This window comes from Paenibacillus agricola (assembly GCF_011440305.1).
Taxonomy (GTDB): domain Bacteria; phylum Bacillota; class Bacilli; order Paenibacillales; family NBRC-103111; genus Paenibacillus_S; species Paenibacillus_S agricola.
Window position 1 is genome coordinate 108618 of sequence record NZ_JAAOIW010000003.1, and the last position, 18192, is coordinate 126809.

The 18192-nt window shown below is 44.8% G+C and carries 12 protein-coding genes; all 12 read right to left on the minus strand.

Annotated elements, in window-relative coordinates; genetic code table 11:
• Position 1: 1 nt before the first annotated feature.
• On the minus strand, positions 2–1534 hold the full coding sequence (locus G9U52_RS08515; protein ID WP_166148406.1) for an alpha-N-arabinofuranosidase: 1533 nt from the start codon (positions 1532–1534) through the stop codon (positions 2–4).
• Positions 1535–1572: 38 nt separating this feature from the next.
• Positions 1573–2379: a carbohydrate ABC transporter permease gene (locus G9U52_RS08520; protein ID WP_166149416.1), complete on the minus strand. Its 807-nt coding sequence runs from the start codon at positions 2377–2379 to the stop codon at positions 1573–1575.
• 41 nt (positions 2380–2420) lie between these two features.
• On the minus strand, positions 2421–3356 hold the full coding sequence (locus G9U52_RS08525; RefSeq protein ID WP_375790244.1) for a carbohydrate ABC transporter permease: 936 nt from the start codon (positions 3354–3356) through the stop codon (positions 2421–2423).
• A gap of 93 nt (positions 3357–3449) precedes the next feature.
• Positions 3450–4763: an ABC transporter substrate-binding protein gene (locus G9U52_RS08530; RefSeq protein WP_166148408.1), complete on the minus strand. Its 1314-nt coding sequence runs from the start codon at positions 4761–4763 to the stop codon at positions 3450–3452.
• A 153-nt stretch (positions 4764–4916) separates the two neighbouring features.
• Complete coding sequence (locus G9U52_RS08535; RefSeq protein ID WP_166148411.1) at positions 4917–6545, minus strand: response regulator transcription factor; 1629 nt, start codon at positions 6543–6545, stop codon at positions 4917–4919.
• Positions 6520–8220, minus strand: coding sequence for a sensor histidine kinase (locus G9U52_RS08540; RefSeq protein WP_207952862.1), 1701 nt, complete (start codon positions 8218–8220; stop codon positions 6520–6522). Before G9U52_RS08540 ends, G9U52_RS08535 begins: the two co-directional genes overlap by 26 nt.
• Positions 8221–8716: 496 nt before the next feature.
• A complete protein-coding gene (locus G9U52_RS08545; RefSeq protein WP_166148416.1) occupies positions 8717–11440 on the minus strand; it encodes an MGH1-like glycoside hydrolase domain-containing protein in 2724 nt (907 codons plus the stop codon).
• 88 nt (positions 11441–11528) lie between these two features.
• The gene (locus tag G9U52_RS08550) at positions 11529–13085 is read right to left on the minus strand and encodes an extracellular solute-binding protein (RefSeq protein ID WP_166148418.1); all 1557 of its coding nucleotides are present in this window, start codon (positions 13083–13085) and stop codon (positions 11529–11531) included.
• 38 nt (positions 13086–13123) lie between these two features.
• Positions 13124–13993: a carbohydrate ABC transporter permease gene (locus G9U52_RS08555; protein WP_243767230.1), complete on the minus strand. Its 870-nt coding sequence runs from the start codon at positions 13991–13993 to the stop codon at positions 13124–13126.
• A 23-nt stretch (positions 13994–14016) separates the two neighbouring features.
• Complete coding sequence (locus G9U52_RS08560) at positions 14017–14979, minus strand: ABC transporter permease (protein WP_243767267.1); 963 nt, start codon at positions 14977–14979, stop codon at positions 14017–14019.
• Between the two features lie 213 nt (positions 14980–15192).
• Positions 15193–16248 carry a response regulator transcription factor gene (locus G9U52_RS08565; RefSeq protein WP_166148420.1) on the minus strand — a complete coding sequence of 352 codons (1056 nt, stop codon included), beginning with the start codon at positions 16246–16248 and terminating at the stop codon, positions 15193–15195.
• A gap of 17 nt (positions 16249–16265) precedes the next feature.
• On the minus strand, positions 16266–18053 hold the full coding sequence (locus G9U52_RS08570; RefSeq protein WP_166148422.1) for a sensor histidine kinase: 1788 nt from the start codon (positions 18051–18053) through the stop codon (positions 16266–16268).
• Positions 18054–18192: the final 139 nt, after the last annotated feature.

The following is an 18192-nucleotide window of genomic DNA, read 5'->3' on the forward strand; positions in this document are numbered from 1 at the left end:
CTTATTCCAGCGTCAGGACAACAACAGACATCGGAGGAATATCGGCAGAGAATCCTTGTTCATTCAGTTGTACGTTGGTGAATGCCTCTGGCTTGACATTAGCAGGCTGATCAAACGTATTAATTGCGTTCATGGAGGAGGATGTTAAAATTCTTCCGGTGACCTGCTTACCCGCATACCCTCCTGTATCACAATCCACTTGTGCGCTATTTCTTGGATCTGTATTACATATGCTGATGTTCAATTTACCGGCTGCATCCTTGGAAGCAGAAACACTAAGCTGAGGGACTTCCTCCCCTTCAAAATTATAGGTGCTTGAAGTGAGTTCTATAGGCTGTAAGATGGCATCCATATGCACCTTAAACATTTCGAAAATATGATAGGTCGGCGTCAGTATCATCTTATCGCCTTCTGTCAGAATAACAGCTTGCAGCACATTGATCGTCTGGGCGATATTAGCCATTCTTACGCGGTCACAGTGGTTGTTGAATATATTAAAGCTGATTCCGGCAGATACCGCATCTCTCATTGTATTCTGCTGATAGAGGAAGCCTGGATTCGTGCCGGGCTCTACATCAAACCAGGTGCCCCATTCATCCACAATCAGCGCCACTTTCTTGTCTGGATCATATTTATCCATAATCGCAGCATGCTTTTCAACAAGCTCTTCCGTAAAATAAGCAGCTTTCATGATGCCAAACCATTCTTGCTCCTCAAAATCAACAGCTTGACCTCTTACTGCATCCTTCTTTTTCAAATAAATCCTGTTGCCGTCCGGATTTTCTATTACGACGCTATGGTCTTGTAATCTTGTATAATAATGGAGTGCCAGACCATCCATAAAGTGACCAGCTTCCCTCATCATGACTTCCGTCCAGTGATAATTGTCCCCTCTAGGGCCGGCCGCAATTCTGTAAAGCGAATTTTCTCCATAATCTCTTACGTAAGTGCTGAACTGCCTGTAAAGATCCGCATAATACTCCGCTCTCATTCTACCGCCGCAGCCCCAATTTTCATTCCCAATACCGAAATATTTAAGCTCCCACGGTTTTTCTCTGCCGTTTGATTTCCTTAGCTCCGTCATAGGTGATTCACCGTCAAAGGTCATATATTCAACCCATTGCTGCATCTCATAAACCGTTCCGCTTCCGACATTCCCACAAATATAAGGCTCGGTTTCAAGCAACGCACACAAATCGAAAAACTCATGGGTGCCAAAGTGATTATTTTCAACCACACCGCCCCAGTGTGTATTAATCATATGTGCCCTGTTTTCTTTGGATCCGATGCCATCTTTCCAATGGTACTCATCGGCAAAGCAACCTCCCGGCCAGCGCAGGATAGGAATACTCATATCCTTTAATGCTTGAATAACATCATTTCTCATTCCACGAGTATTAGGAATCTCCGAATCCTCTCCTACCCAGATCCCTTCATAAATACAGCGGCCCAAATGCTCCGCGAAATGTCCGTAAATATTTTTATCTACTTTGTGAATTCCAGCCTGGGTATTGATCTTAATCGTATTTTTCATCTTCGTCCGCCTCCAGAATTTTACTGTTTATTATAACCTTAACCTTTGACTCCACCGTTAGCCAACCCTGAAATAAAAGCCTTCTGATTCAACAAAAACAAGATAATAATGGGTATAATAGCTAGTACAGCACCTGCTATCAATATGTCGTAATTATTCCCATAAGGTGTCATTAATGAAGCCAGTCCTATAGGAATTGTAAACATAGTGTTTGTGCGCAGCACGATCAACGGCCATACGAAGCTGTTCCAACTGTGCATGGCAAGAAGTATTCCCATAGCACCGAAGGCCGGCTGCATCAAGGGAGCCATTATTTTGAAAAATATGCCAAACTCCGTACACCCATCCATTCTTCCGGCATCCATGTATTCCTTTGAAATGCCTGCTATATACTGTCGGAAGAAGAAGATGGCCATGGGTGAAACAACAAAAGGAAGAATGACTCCATAGTACGTATTGATGATCCCCATCCCGACAATTAGTTTATATAAGGGAAGCATGAGAATTTCAAGGGGTACCATCATGACAAACAAGACCATGGTGAAAATGATGTTTTTACCTTTAAAGTTATAAGCTCCAAGCCCATAGCCTACTAAGGACGAAAGGAACAACGAGCAAATGGTATAAAGAGTGGTGATAACAAGGCTGTTCCTATACCAATATAGATAAACGCTGCTTTTGCCCGTGAAAAGAAGTTTGTAATTATCAAGACTCATCAGACTGGGAATTAACCTGAAGTCCATTCCATTCCTGAACAGCTCCTTAGAGCTTTTAAATGAAGCCATGAACATGTAATAAAGCGGAAATAGGATAATCAAGCTAAGTATGATGAAGAAAATAATCATCAATACCGTCAAGCACCGCCTTTTAAGTTTAGTATCCACTATCAGTCCGCCTCCTTTTTGAAGAGTCCGAATAGCTTCAATTGCACCAAGTTAATGGCCAACACAATCATGAGCAGTGTAATGCCTATGGCTGAACCAAAGCCCATATCGTTCCTCTGAAAAGCCTGCTGGTAAATATATCTGACAATGGTAAGGCCGATATCACCCGGCATCCCTTCATTCCAAAATACAAAGCTTTCTCCAAACATCCGATATCCATCAAAAATAGCTATGGTTAGCGTATAGATGATGATTGGTTTTAAAAGCGGCAAAGTGATGTAATACAGCTTAGTGAAGGCGTTGGCCCCGTCTATTTCTGCGGATTCGTACAATTCCTCAGGTATGCTTTGAAGACCTGCCAAATAATAGACCATATTGATCCCTGCATAACGCCATGCGGTAAGGATAACCATCAGCATCAAACCCGTACCATAGTTCATATTCCATTTCTGGGGAGTCAGTCCCAGCTGTATAAAAACAGAGTTTATGAGGGCTGTATCCAGTTCTCCAAACATCAGCCTGAAAGAAACGCCCGCTACAATGACAGAGGTTAACGCCGGGATAAATATAATGGACTTAAAAAAAGATCTGGCCTTCATTAGCGTGGAATTCAACAATACTGCAAAAATGATAGGAATGGGTATTAGCACCATAATCGTAATAGCTGTGTATATGGTGTTGGTTTCTAGTGCATTGTAAAAATGTTCGTTAAATAGTCGTGAGTAATTGTCTAGTCCTATAAACCTTGCATTATTGAGACCCAAAACTTCTTGGAAGCTCATGGTAAATGTTGCGATTGTGGGATATAAGAAAAATATGAAAAATGACAGGATAAAGGGTGAAACAAAGATATAAGGAGCTAACTTTTTAGAGTAAAAAAATCCTTTAAAGCTGAATCCTCTGTTCCTCTTGGTTATTGGTTTGTAAGCAGGATTTATCCTTTCTGTAGTCACGACTTCACCACCTCATCTGTATCAGGACCGCAGAAAACCGGTTCGGATTCTGCAGCCCTGGCCATTGCATCATGCTAATTATTTTTTCTGCTTCCGCAGTTCATCAGCAGCTGCTTTTAATGCCTGTTCCGGAGTCTGACTCTGTTCTTTCAATGATTTGAACATTACACTAGAATTTACTATGTCCTGGGCTGCGGCGCTCAATTCTCCCATATTAGGTGATTTGATTTCATCCTTCATATCCAAAAGCACCTTGAACACCTTTTCGTTGCTGAAGTACGGGTCAGGCAATTGAAGTTCCGGAGCATCCCAGACATCCCATCGGATAGGATCGAAGCTGAGTTCCTGCCATATCCTTATATTCGCTTCCTTGGTCAGCTTGGCAAAGGCAAGAAATTTAACGGCCATATCCTGGTTTTTGCTTTGCTTGGTAACAGCCGTACCCGTTCCTCCCATTCCTGCAGACCTTACATCGCCCTTTTCCCATATAGGCATAGGGCGGACTACTACTTTACCCTTTAAGTCAGGCATATAAGACAAGAACCTGCTCATGTACCACATGGGCATGATCAGAGAAGCCATTCCGCCTTTATTCATGTAAGTGAAAAATTCTTCCTTACTTGTATCTCCCCCAGGCATGGGAACTGCGATTTTATCCTTGTACATCATGTCGTGCATAGAATTTAGAGTTTTTATATTGATATCATTATCAAGAGTCACTCCACCGTTTTTATCCAGATAGTCGGAGCCTCTCTGCACGATCATCGGCCAGAACGGTCGCTGGTTAGTAACTTCAAAAGCAGTCATAGGCTTGCCCGTTGCGGTAACAACCTTCTTGCCTGCTTCGACATAATCGCTCCAAGTCTTTATGGTATCTGGGTTCACACCCGCTTTATCCATAATTTCCTTATTGTAATACACAACGGAAGCACCTACGTGGAAATCGACACCGTAATATTTTCCGCCTTTACTGTAGATATCAAATCGGGATTGAATAAATTTATCCTTTTCCGGTTCGATGATCTTATTCAATTCTACCAATTGGATATCGCCCTTTAAAAAGTTTTGGAAGAAGTTGATATTGATATCGGCAATATCAGGCGCACCGACTCCGGATTGTAAGGAAATTAAAAGCTTATTATGCATTTCTGCGTTGGGGTAAGTATCCACCGTTAATTTTATAGGCTGATTGGGGTTGGCTTTGTTCCATATTTCCACTGTTTTTTCATAGTACGTCTTGTGCACCTCCTGGAATGTCCACAATGACAATTCCACCGGTTTCTGAGCCTGATTTTCAGATGGCTGATTCCCCCCGTCGCTACTAGTACAACCTGACAAAATGGAAGTCAATAAGAGCAGAATAGTAACAGCAATAATGGATGCTCTTTTCATGTGTTTCACTCTCCCTCATAATAAATACTTTTGGGTAAATAAATAATGCTATTCACTTATTTCTAATTATAAAAGAGCTTGTGAATATCCGGACTACACTTTTCTATACTCTACTCTAACTTTTTGATATATCCGAAAACAATGGCAACTCGTTTAGCTTCTGCAAATCTGTTCATATTCAAGCGGGGTCATTCCAGTTGTCTCCTTGAACACCTTGAAAAAGTAGTTGTAGTTATTAAAACCAACACAGGATACAATTTCCTTCAGTTTAAGCTCACCATTCTCGATATACTGCTTAGCGTTCTCCACCCTGACATGGTTCAAGTATTCAACAAACCCCATCTTGCACTCCTCCCTAAACAGCCTGCTGATATAAGAGTTGCTTACTCCTACGAAATCGGCAACATCTCCCAGTGAAAAGTCCGTTTTGTAATTGCGATGAATAAACCCAACAGCCTTCTTGGTAATTTCGCTTAATTGTCCGCCTATTTTCGTCCGCTCCAGTATCGATATCAGTTTTTTATTAAGACCCAAAATCCAGTCTTTAATATCCATGAGGGTCTCATATTTTTGTATCATATTGTAAGGAATATCTTCGCTGATATAAAGCTTTGAGATCTCGATTCCGGTATCTTTGGCAACCTTGTTTACAATGTTAATTAATTCTGCACAAATCATCTGGGTTGATTTACTACTTAACCTCAAACTTGAAATTTTTTTAAAAACTTCTTCGATTAACCTCTCTACACTCTTAACATCTAAATTTTTCAAGGCTGAATATATAGCTTTTTCATCCTTTATATCCAGACAGAAAAAGCCTTCTTCCAGTTTACTGCTCGTATTTTCTATAAATATCCCATTTTTCCCTTTGTAAAATTTGTCTTTTAATATGGAATCTGCCTCATGATAAGCTTGACGCAGATCGAGGACTTCTTTGCAAACCTTACTTACGCCGAAACAAGCTGTTATATTCAGGTATTTTTTGATCTCAGATCGTATTCTATTTAAAATCGTATAAATTCGGTTGTATATGTACATCGTACTGACGGTCTTGCCTATAGAAAAAATCAGGATGAATTTCCCTTTCGATGTATGGACTATTACAGACTTCTCCCATTCGCCCAGTATGCCTATTGATATATCCATTAAAGTTTTTATTAAAACATCCACTTCTATCGGGGTGAATTTTTCTTCAATTAATCGATAATCATCGATCTCTGCAACGGTCACAATCAGGCTCTCCGTGTCTATTTGTATGTCCAAGGAGCATAATTTGCTCTTAATCTCATCGATATTCGATATACTTCCCTCTATAAGCCTGTGAATAAACTCCTGACGCAAAAAAGCCTTACCATAGGAGAGCTCAACGGATATCTCATTCTGTCTATCACGTTCATTTCTGTATTTCAATATGGAGCTTCTAGCAGCTTGAAGTATTTCTAATAGAAGGGCAGCATCCAGCTGGTGCTTCAGCACATAATCTAGGGCTCCCTTTTTCATGCTCTGCCTGACATAGTCGAAATCGTCATAGGCACTCAAAGCAATAATTCGGACTTGTGGGCTATGCTGCTCCAGATAATCAATTAGTTCTATTCCGTTCATCAGAGGCATGTTGATGTCAGTAATAACAATGTCAGGCAGTTCATCTTCCATGAGCTTTAATGCATTGATCCCGTTGCTTGCTTCTCCAGAAATATAAAAACCGTTGCTTTCCCAAATGATCATCGTCTTTAAATCTGTCCTTGATAGAGCATTATCATCCACTATAAGTACTTTGAGCATAGGTATTATGCCCCTCCTCTCCTGTGATAGGAATGGTGATTTCTATCGTAGTCAGCATGTTTGGAACGCTTTGAATGGATATTCCGTATGCTTCCCCGAAATAAAGCTTTATTCGTTCATCCACATTCCGAATGCCCATACCGCTTAGTTTGCCTTCTTTATTCTGAAGTTTTTCCTGCAGCAGATTGTTCATCTTATAACTAGGAATACCGACACCATTATCGGTTATGGTAATTATCAATTGATCCTCAGCCCTGTAACCTTTTATGATAATCAGGCCCTGTCCCTCCATAGGCTCAATCCCATGCAACAGTGAATTTTCCACGATTGGCTGCATGATAAACTTCAGTATTTTTAAATCCAGTACGCCTTCCTCCATTTCAAAATGCACCCTGAACTTGTCATAATACCTGTATGTCATTATATTTAAGTAGTTTTTGACATATTCGATTTCTTCCCTTATGTTGATCAGCTCCCCTCCTTTTCCCATACATACGTGCAGCAGCTGTATTAGCGAAGTGATTAAACTCGATATGTTCTCCGCCTTCTGTACATTTGCAAGCCACCTTACGGTATTTAAAGTATTAGAAAGAAAATGCGGATTAATCTGTGCTTGAAGAGTGCTGAGCTCTGCGCGCCTTTTCAAAGCTTCTTTGCTCTTTACTTCATCAATAAGGAATTGAAGCTCACTAACCATGGTATTGAAATTTGTAATCACTACCCCTAACTCGTCACTGCTTCGATCCTCGATCTGTACAACAAATTTTCCTTTTTTTACATTATTCATAGAATCCAATAGTTGTTTTAAAGGATTGGAGATGCTTCTCGATACGATGAAAGACAGAAGTAGTGCAAGTACAAAACATACAACTCCTAAAATGGCAATATAGATGCCAATTCGAATCGACTCATCGTTTATATAGGAAAACGGGATCGTACTAACCACATACCAGTCAGCACTTGGTATATACGTATAGGCAATTAGATTACGTTTCCCTGAGATTGTTCGATTGAATGAATAGATTTCATTCTCTTTATTGGTTTTAATCTCTTGAATAAGCTCACTGTCGGGATACATCTTAGCAGCTTTAACTTCCGCACTTCGACCTGACATTACCATTCCATTACTGTTTAATATGAAAATATCCGCACCGTGGCCAAGGTCAATATGTTTAAACTTATTCAAAATGTACTTCTCATCCACTCTTATAAGTATATAACCAAGTGGAGTCCCATGCTGCAGTGATTTAAAGCTTCTATACAGCAGAATTCCGCGTTTTCCATAATTTTCGATTCTAAAGCTTGAATTATTTGAATCTTCCTCGTTAGCTTTATCCTGAATTGTCCATAAGGGAACACCATTATTAGTCGTCGTTTCTTCAAGAATGCTATTTAAATAGTCAGATTTCAGCTTAAATTTAAAGTGCACATCTCCATAGGCAATTATTTTTTCTTTATTTCTCGTAAATACAAGTACATCCGTAACACTGGGAAAGAATGAAAATCTTTTGACTAGCATACTGTGCATTTTTAATTCCACCTCGTTTTTTTCCCATTCATTCAAGGTATTAAAGGAATCCAGCGTATTTTGGATCATATCTGAAAACGCAATGTTAACGCTGTCATTTTCAATCTGGACAAGTTCATTTTTAATATTTTCACTGACTTGATTCATCACCTGGATGGAATAAGTGCTTATCTTTGTTTTCATAGCTTCGCTTGATTGAAAATAGGCAAAAATTCCCGTTATCAGTAAGGGAACTAATGAAAAAGTAGCAAAGGAGGCAACCAATCTATTCTGAATCTTTACCTGTCTTATATGGCGGTTTAGCGCAGTAAATGCCCATTGCCATATACGGATTCTTAGGTTAACCACGATTTCAACTCCTCTTCTACTATTAATAAAGTGTTCGGATTAACATGTAATATTCTTTAAAGAAGCGCAATTCCCTTTATTATACTTAATAACGGTTTCTATGGGCATGGCAAAAAGCGATCTCCAACTTATATTTTATAATCGTTAAGTAGAGTATACAGGTTCTTGTAAACAAACAGGAAAGTACCCAAGTTCTTGTCATCGCTAATTGACAAGAACTTGGGTACATAATGGTTTTTACAAAGCAGCGACGGGAAGTGTCCGAGGAAAACGATCGTTCACCTCGGCAATTCTATTAAGCTGGACAGACGGTCAGTACTCCCTTGCAATCTCCGGGAAGACATATATCCAGCAGGCCGTCATCATTCGTCCCAGCCTCCATAATCCGCCCATTCCAAGTGACACGGTAAGATTGCCCCGCCTTCATGCATACAAGAAGCGTATGACCATGGTCTTCCGCCCCATAATAAAGCAGATCGACCAAAAGCTCGGTGTTGTCCATGCTGAACTCTGTCAGCACCGCCCAAACATCATAGCCGAAGGTGACTGTACCCGGTCGGTAATAAGCAGCAAACCAGCTCAGCACCGGGGCTGACAGCCCGCCGAAGTGATGCCAGCCGGCTCCTCTTCCGGACTGCACAATAAAATGCTCATAGCAGTTATAGGTCTGTTCGGTCTCCTTTTTCCATAGCTCCAACGCTGTGTGGGCAATAATATGGGCCTGATCACTACATCCGAGACTGAGCAGCATTTTCCAATAAAACCACTGATGGGCCATCCATATGGCTCCGTTCCAGTAGCCATCCTTCTTATAATAGGCGGCACTCTGGTCGATGGCGGTCAAGCCGATCTCTGTCTTCAACCGACTGGGGTCGGATATATAGCCGAGTAAACGCCGTTCCTGCTCGGGCGTGCAAATACCGGCGACAAGCGGGTAGGCTCCGTCGAGTCCCATATTATAATTTTGCCCGCTCTCATGGCGGAGCAAGCCGTTCGGACGGCCCTGCGCATCATGCCGGACATAGCCGAAATAGCCGCTTTGCTCATCCCAAGCATAGTCCTGAACCGCTCTGCCGAATACGTCTATGTCTTCCTTGTATCCTGTAATGTCCCCTTCCAGACCGCCTATAGCGGTTGCTGCCATTTTCAATATTTTAGCGATTCTAATGGCATGGCAGGTATTGGAGACGGGTGCCGTTTCATCCGTCAGCCCGCTACGGTGAACCTCGACCTGCGGAGGATAATCATCCCAGCCGCCGGAGTTGTAGAAATAATCCCATGTCTTCAGTAAATTCGAGGATAGCTTCCTCGTTGTCGAGCTCCCTTGCTTGCCCGTATAAAATAAATAATACTGCCGAAGCCGCGGGTAAAAATAGTTCAGCAGCTCCTTCGATCGGGTTTTATTCCAAATCTCCAGAAACAAATAATGCTGCACAGGAACCATACTGCCGTGATGAATAAAAGCCGCATGAGGATCTCCGGGTTCGGTAACGTAAGCATTCAGGCATTCCACTGATCGCTCCATATCGAGCTCCGCCAACCCGATCCCGATAAATCCAGAGTCCCAGGTGTACAAGCTGTCCCACCAACGGCCAGGCGTGTTATGACGGATATAGGACCGCTTCGTATATACCGGGTAGACGACATTCATCGCCAAAGTCGCCTCCATCAGCTGCTGACTGAAGCGGTACGGCTCGCCCGACGGGTTAAACGGCTGAGTCTTGGCTTCTGAGCTCCGCTTCACTGCAGCAAAGACGGTCTCGCACCGCTCGGCATCCGTATTAAAAGAAGCAAGCTGCTCCTCTACGTCTTCCTTACTACCGGAGCAAACCATTCCATGAATGATCGTCCTCGACTGCGCAGACAGAGGAATCGGCCTCAAATAAACATTCGTAAAATGACCGTCTCCCGGACCCTTAAACACAGAATCCACATGATGATGCACATTGTGACGCATAAACCGATCCAGCTCATCACAGTGGAACTCTCGCACCTCGTAATCATCAAAAACCCAGAGCAATCCGTAATAGCCGTCAATGCCATCGTATTTCAGAAGTAAGCTATTCGGAACCGGCCCCGGTATGATTTGCGGATGCGCATTAGCTTCCTCCGGCACAAAGCGCACTTGACTTAACAGATGTTGTTCCGTGATAACAAACCCGTCCAGCTCGGCAGAACTTATGGCAGATTCACTTACCCATTCCAAGGAGGTGAACACGATCTCGTGCTGTCCCGCAGGCAGTGCCCCCAGACTTATGCTGACTTTGCCCAGCTCTCCCGTTCCATTAAGCTCAAGCGTTGCATCCGCTGCTCCGCTAATCCGCAGCAGCAATCGCTGTCCTTCCAGCAGTCTGCAGCGTAGCAGGAGTACAGCATGCTCCATCGGCTCTGCAACCTCACAGATGTAGGCAACCCGATCCCCGGACTCCCGTCCGAATCGAAGCGCCGAGCCCCCTACCAGCCCCTGCCCTCTCTCTTCCCCGCGATAAAAGCCGTCGTATACGAGCGTATCGCTCGGCCGCGGCGCTGCAAATGACAAGGCCTTATAATCCAACGCATCCGTCCACAAGGCCGGAGTCGGGAGCTCCAACCGGCACACTCGCAGCTTATCTCCATGACCGCGCACTTGCGGGAAATGCAGAGATGCCATGTAGTGCAACACGACATTCTGCTCGACATCGGTCCTGTTTACGAACTCACAGCGGACCAACCTTGCCCGATCGGACATTTCCACGTAGGAAATGTCCGTATACACTTGATCCTTCCACTCCAGCTCATGCCGGTGCGTGAACCAGCTCAAATCGGGCGATGCTTCCCACGGATGATAACCCGACTCCCACATCGTGTTTGGCACATCGACTTTTCTGCGGTAAAATCCGGGAAACACACTAAGATCGAAACGAAGCCCTTTTTGCGCATCGGCAATATGGGAGATTCCAATATATTTTTTTGTATAAGGGCCCCATAATGGGAGTTGCTTCAAATCATGCGTTCCAATCAAATGCTCTATGTGTTCCAAATGCTCCACTCCTCACAAGGGAATAGAGGCTGTTCATCCGCAGCCTTACTACGGGAGATACAGCCTCTTTTTCTATCCTAGCTGATTTTTACTTCTGATTGCTTTTGTACCAGTCTGTCGCTTCTTTAATGACCTGATCTCCACCGCGTTTTTTCCAATCTTCGACGAATTTGTCGAAGGCATCTGGGGCTTCCTTGCCTGTAATAATTTTGGCGGCAAGCTCCAGCCAAAGTCCGTCTCTGGCCAGCTCAGGACGAGCCTGCATCGTCGGCAGCGCCGGCATGCCCAAGCCGTCATTTTTGCGGCCTTCCTTCGCTGCTACATCCATTGCCCGCAGCACGAGGTCGCCGGATGGACGATTTTTCATAAATTCCGTGTCACTTAGATGCGTTGGCCCTACCATACGAAGCCAGACCAAATGCATTTCTTCTTTATAGATTTCCTCCTGCTTCTCCGGATATTTGTACTTAATCTTACCTCCGTCAACTGTGTAATCTTCACCCTCCAAGCCGTAGGTAAGGAATTTCTGAGCTTCATCGGAGTAGAACCAATCCAGGAATTTAATCGCATTTTCCGGGTTTTTCGTAGTTTTTGGAATAACCCAAACGCTGCCACCAACCGCAGAGGTGATACTTAAACCGCCTTTGCCATCGGGACCGACCGGTGCCGGGATAACTTCCAGTTGGGATGAAGGCGTGCCTGTCTTCACCTCAGCCGCCCACTTATCTGCAAGTCTTGGGCCGTGTGACCATAAGCCGACAACGCCTTGACCTTTGATTTTGGCATCCCAATCCTTCGCTTTTTGGACGAAGACTTCATTGTCCAACAGCTTTTGCTCATACAGCTTCCGGTGAACCGTTAAAGCTTCTTTCATCGCCGGTCGGATCATATTCGGAATCAACTGGCCATTTTCAAATTTCCAATCGGCTGGAAGCACATCATAGGCCCCAAAGAACGCTTCGGTGAACGCCAGCTTTTCCCGCCCAGAGTATGGAATTTCATCCGCCTTACCGTTGCCGTTAGGATCTTTATCTTTAAACGCTTTCAACATTTCGATATACTCATCGACTGTTTTCGGCGGCTTCATCCCAACCTTATCCAGCCAATCCTTACGAACCATCATAACGGTACCATTAGGTGTGGCATTAACGGTTGGTATGCCGTAAATTTTCCCGTCCTTACTTACCGCTGCAAAATCCCATGATTCCTTCGGAATATTCTTCTTCAAATTGGGTCCGTACTTGTCGATCAGCTCATTCAACGGAATCAATACACCGGTATCGACAGCGGGAGCCACCTCCGGTCTGTTGATGCCATGCGTTTGCAGCAGATCCGGCAGCTCGCCCCCGGCAAACAGCAGCGTCAGCTTCTGATCAAACTCGCGGTGTGGGATCAAATCCAGCGTCACATCGGTTTTGGAAAGTTCACGCAGCTTTTTCGTATACTTGTCCTCGTTGATATTCGGGGAACCCTCGATATATTGAAGCCCTTCCGTACCTATCCCGACCTTTAGCTTCACCGGCTTGTTGTCGGTTTTCCCCTGTGAATCGGCTTGGCCCTTCGTACCCGCGTCAGAAGAACAACCAGCCAAGGCTCCGGCAGCCAAAGCTGCGGATAATGCTAGAACTGTCATTTTTTTTCTCATGTTGAACCCTTCTCCTTTATATACGTAATGAAAATATGTTAACCCTTCACCGATCCCAGCATAGCGCCTTTAATAAAGTGCTTCTGGATCAGCGGGTAAACCAACAGGATTGGTACAGTTGCGACCATAATCGTCGCCATCTTGATGCCTTCCATCGATTGCAGCGTCACATTCACGCTTTGCATCAGCGCTTCCGTATCACTATCCACCAGCAGCTGGCGAAGCTTGACTTGGAGGGGAAACAGCCCCGGATCGCGGATATACATCATCGCGTTGAAGTATCCGTTCCAATGGCCAACCGCATAGAACAGTCCGATAGTACTCATAGAAGGGAGCGACAGCGGTAATACGATGCTCCACCAGGTGCGGTATTCTCCGCAGCCGTCAATACGCGCAGCATCCACAAGCCCCTCGGGAATTTCCCGGAAAAAGGAAACCATAATAATCAAATTAAATGCGCTGATCGTTCCAGGGATAATAAGAGCCCATAATGAATTCAGCAGCCCTAAAGATTTAACCAGTAAATAACCGGGAATTAACGGCACTTGAAAAATCATCGTGAACACAATCAGCAGCAGGATCAAGGATCGTCCTTTCAGTTCATTTTTGGATAATCCATAGGCCATTAATGAGGTAAACAACAGATTGAATAGTGTTCCGGCCACCGTCAGGAAGACCGTTACACTGAACGATTTCCATATAGCCGCATTCCGGAGAACAGCTTCATAATTGATCCAGGTCCATTCAACTGGAATAATACCGACCCTCCCTTGGGAAATCGCGCCTCCACTGCTGAGTGAGCCCGCAAAAATATGCAAAAAAGGAAGCAGCATAACCAGCCCGGTAAAGGTCAAAAAGAAATAATTGCTATAAATAAAAGCACGTCGAGAAGCATTTTCCCTGATCAAAGCAACCGCTCTCCTTTCTGCACTCAGTAAATCGAATTGCCCGTCGTTTTTTTGCTTAATTGGTTGGCTCCAACGACCAGAATGACGCCGATAAGCGATTTGAACAATCCGATAGCCGTCGTATATCCGTACTGCCCGCCTAGGAGTCCGATTCGGTAAATGTAAGTGTCGATGATCTCGCCCGTTTCCGTCACAAGAGGGTTGAGCAGCATGTAGACCTGCTCAAAGCCGAGGTCGAGCACGTTACCGATACGCAGCAGCAGCAGCACCATAATCGTAGGCAGCAGCGAAGGCAGCGTAATGCTGATCGCTTGCTTGAGCTTTCCCGCTCCATCCACTTCGGCGGCTTCATACAACTCCGGGTTGATGCCCGCCAAAGCGGCGAGATAAATGATTGTCCCCCAACCGACTTCCTTCCATATCCCTGAAATGACGATGATTGACCGGAAGTAGCCCGGCTCCTGCATAAAAAACACCGGCTCCTTGCCCAGCCATCTGAGCACATCGTTCATCATTCCCGAGCTCGGGGACAAGAAGTTAATAACAAGCCCTCCAACTATGACCCATGACAGAAAATGCGGAAGGTACAGGATGGTCTGGACCGTGCGTTTAAAAAATATCCTGCGTACTTCGTTCATCAGCATCGCCAAAACAATTGGAGCGGGGAATCCCAGTACAATTTGATAAATACTGATCAACACCGTGTTTTTTAAGACACGCAGAAATTCGGGATAAGTGAACAGATTGTAAAAATGTTTGAATCCCACAAATTTGCTGCCGAATATGCCGTTGAACACGTTATAATCCTGAAAAGCAATGACTACCCCGGCAAGTGGGATATATTTGAATACAATAAAAAAAATCAACCCCGGAAGCACCATCGTATAGATCTGCCAGTGCTTTAACAAGTAAGGCGTCCGCTTGACGGCTGCGGTCGGAGTGGAGGCTGATCGCTGTGGTACGGTGCCTTTACTTCTTAACTCCATCATATCTCTCCTTCCCCTTTCACAGCTTTATTGTAACCGCCATCATTTTGATTAGCCATGTGTTATCATGCGGCTTGTTGTGCTTTTTTGACCAAACAAAAAGACGTGCCGACTGCCACGTCTTACTTATTTACACTGCCAACTGCCAGCCATCTGCTACCATTCCCGTTTGCAACTCACATGACCATTCATTACCCACAAGCGGCAATCTCATCAACCGCCGGTAAGCCGTTTCTTATATTCGTTGGGGGATAGGCCGCTGTATTTTTTAAATGACTTGGAAAAATGTGGGTAGTCGCTGTAACCTACAGCGTGGGCCACCTCATACGTTTTACTATCCGCCGCCTGCAGAAGTTCCTTGGCTTTCTCCATCCTAAGCTTGATTATGTAATCGATAAAGCTTACCCCGAGTTCCTCCTTGAAGCACCTGCTGAAATAGGATTCGGACATCCTGGCTTCATCAGCCACGTGGGAAAGAGACAAATGTTCGTTGGCATAATGAGCCTCCATATATTCCATGGCCTTGTGGATGACCTGATGCTGCCCCCAGTTTCGCATCCGGCGTATTTGCTCTACATACGCGGATGTAAGTTCTCCCGCCCGCAGCAGCAGTTCATCCAATGCTTCGGAAGCCGATAATAGAGGCTTCGGAAGCTCGGTGAATTTCCCACAGCTTTGAACAACAAGCTCTGTCTCCGCCAGAGCGAGCGTATTCTCCAACTGCTCCGTGCACGCAGCCAAGGTCAACCCGTTTCCCAGCAGCTGATGGCAATAATGGGTCAACAACCCCAATGCCTCCGGCTCCCTAACCATCCAGAGGTGCTCCGCAACTAAGGAAGCTGTACCCCGACATTCCCATAGCCTCTTACCCCGCTCCTGCTGGCTTCTGCCCTTGTTGTCTAATCTAATCGCCGATTTCTCTAGAATTTCCTCCAGTTGCTCCTGCCGAAGCGGTTTCAGTACATAATCCATAATCCCATAGCGCATCGCCTGCTGCGCATATCCGAAATCATCATAACCGGATAAAATCACGATTTCCGTCTCCTGCCCTCGACTCCTGATTTCCTTAATCAGTTCCAGCCCATCCATGACAGGCATGCTGATATCGGTAACAATCAGGTCCGGCTTTAGTCGCTCCCAAAGCGCCAGCGCCTCGCTGCCGTCTTCCGCTTCTCCACCTACATGAAACCCATGCCGGCTTCCGTTAATGAGCTTGGTCAAGCTGCGCTTAATCATCACTTCATCATCCACTATCAATACGTTATACATAAGACACCACTCTCTCTTCAGATTACTGTTTTCAACCGCATTTCGATAATGGTTCCCGTCTGATCCGATTTGGAGATGTACAATCCGTAAGGCTGTCCGTAGTTGATTCTAATGCGCTGATGTACGTTCCAGAGACCAATGGTATCGAAGCCGCCGCTAACATTTCCGCTTTGCGCAAGCTCCTTGTAGTCGTTGGTTGCAAATGCCATATTGTAACGTTCCATCAGCCGGTTATCCATCCCTTGCCCCCGGTCCTCTATCCGCAGGATATAGCCACCATCCTGCTGTACCCCGGAAATGCCGATATAGCTTGGTTTTTGCTTATGTGCCTGATAGCCGTGCTTAAACGCATTTTCTACCAGAGGCTGAATCATTAATCGCACCGCATTTACTTTGGGGATCATCTCGTCATCCGTACTAATGTCCACCTGTAAAATGTTAAAGCGCTCTTGTTGGATCCCCAGATAGGTGCGAATGTAACGGATTTCGTCCAGTAGTGTCACCGCCTGCCCCGGATTACCGACGCTATAACGGAAAATATCAGCCAGCGAAGTGGTCATCCTGCTAATCGGCTGAATATCCTCGATTATCGCGTAAGAATTAATAATCTCCAACGTATTGTAAAGAAAATGCGGATTAATTTGCGATTGCATGACCCGAAGTGCCGATTCACGTTGACGAATTTCCATCTCTTGCTCCTTCATCCGGGAGGTCTGCACCTCTTCGAGAAGACGGCCGATTTCTCCGACCATTCGATTAAAGCCTCTGTTTAAGCCCCCCAGTTCATCGTTCCTCCATTCGGGAGCTTTGACGCTTAAATCCCCCTCCTCAGCCCGGCGCATAAGTCGCTGCAGATGGGTCAACGAACGTGTCAAATTAAAGGAAAAGCCTCCAACCAGGAATAAAGCAAGACTGACCAGCATAAGACCGACCCATACGGTAATATTTCTTAAGCTAATCATTTCCCCGTTCAATTCCTTCAGCGATACTTCTGAAATTAGCGTCCATCCGGTCATCGTAGAGCGTTCATAAATAATGAGTCGGTTGTCCAGCTTTACTTTCTCCACATAGTAGCCATTCTGACTTTGCAGCTTTTGGCTAAGCTCGGGTGTAAGCGCCGACTTCCCCCATTTGTCTCGCTGAGGATGATATATAATCCTTCCTGCCTCATCCATAATCCATACGAATCCAGTTTCACCCAGCTTTATTTTTTCGCAAATTTTAATAATTTCATTGAGCCTGACATATACGATCAGCATTCCACTCGATTGATAGGAGACCGTATCCAAAAACCTACGTGCGATCGTCAGCATTGGAATCGACTCCAAGTACCGGTTTCCGACAATTCGATAGTTGCGCTCTCCAAGCAGCGTATCCTTATACAGCTCATAGCTTTCTTTGCCGGCTGAGGCGCTGTAGCTGGCCGTTGCAATTCCGTTTTTGGACACAATGGACAATCCATAAATATCAGGGCGCCCAAAAGTAATGCTTGGAAAAAGCTCGTCGGAAATTTTTTTGCTGATCAGAAATCGGTCGTATTGATCTTGGTCATCCGTTGTCAGCTTCATGAAGGATTGGATTTGCGGATGAAGCAACAGCGGATAGGTTATCCGCTCCAAATCCGTAAAGTATCCGTCCAGTTGGGAATTGATTTGGCCGATGAGCTGTTCGCTGTAATTGATCGCGTTATGTTCAATGCTCTCCGAAGCTTTGTCGTACCACAATGTACCAAACACAAGCAACGGAACACACAAAAAGAAAAGAATGAGAAGCACGAGCTTTGTTTTTATTGATTGCGCTTTCATAAAATCAACCCCCACACTCCACTCTTCTGCGCCCTGTAATGTATAATCTAAATTAACATGAAATGTACCGGGAGGGAAGTTAATTATTTGAAGAATGTCTGAGCACGGGGTTATCATAATGCTTCGGATGCCCCCCAAT